The sequence below is a fragment of the Heliobacterium mobile genome (assembly GCF_009720735.1).
In the GTDB taxonomy this organism is placed as follows: domain Bacteria; phylum Bacillota; class Desulfitobacteriia; order Heliobacteriales; family Heliobacteriaceae; genus Heliobacterium; species Heliobacterium mobile.
Genome location: NZ_WNKU01000102.1, coordinates 1 through 973, shown reverse-complemented (window position 1 = coordinate 973; position 973 = coordinate 1). Strand labels below are relative to the sequence as shown.

The window sequence follows — 973 nt, the reverse complement described above, 5'->3', positions numbered from 1 at the left end:
CGCCCTATTCAGACTCGCTTTCGCTTCGGCTTCGGCTTCAAGCCTTAACCTTGCTCGTGACCGCAACTCGCCGGTTCATTCTACAAAAGGCACGCCGTCACCACGAATGGCTCCGACTGCTTGTAAGCATACGGGTTCAGGTTCTATTTCACTCCCCTTCCGGGGTGCTTTTCACCTTTCCCTCACGGTACTGGTTCACTATCGGTCGCTGAGGAGTATTTAGCCTTGGAGGGTGGTCCCCCCGGATTCCCACGGGATTTCACGTGCCCCGCGGTACTTGGGATCCCTTCGGAATGGCTCGTCCTTTCGCCTACAGGGGTGTTACCTGCTGTGCCGGGCCTTTCCAGACCGCTTCGACTAGGATGATTCGTTCATAATGAAGGTCCCGCAACCCCGCCTCCGAAGAGACGGTTTAGGCTTTTCCCCGTTCGCTCGCCGCTACTGGGGGAATCTCGCTTGATTTCTTTTCCTCCGGGTACTTAGATGTTTCAGTTCCCCGGGTTGGCTTCGCTGACCTATGGATTCAGTCAGCGATGTCCGGATATGACTCCGGACGGGTTGCCCCATTCGGGTATCTACGGGTCTACGCCTGCTTGCGGCTCTCCGTAGCTTTTCGCAGCTGTCCGCGCCCTTCTTCGCCTCTCAGCGCCTAGGCATCCACCGTATGCCCTTACTAACTTGACCTTATTTTCTAATGAATGATCGCTTCGTCTATCTTACTTACCGTGGTGAATCATAATTGCAGTGAGACACTTCGTCAAAAGACTATGGTGTCGATACTGCAATAAGACATCACCGTTGAGTATGAAAGCTTGATGCTTGATCATCATTATTTGCGCTTTACTTTACCTCTGTGCAGTTTTCAAGGAACAATCTGAGGTCCGTCCGGTTCATCACCGGAATTCAGAGTTTACTACACTCAGTTGAGCTTTTCAACCGGTAAGTTTCTCCAGTCCCTCAAAATCAAACAGTT

The 973-nt window shown here is 52.0% G+C and carries 1 rRNA gene; it reads right to left on the bottom strand.

What is annotated here, in order from left to right:
• Positions 1 to 684 (bottom strand): 23S ribosomal RNA (locus GJ688_RS19880); the annotation flags it as partial.
• Positions 685 to 973 lie beyond the last annotated feature (289 nt).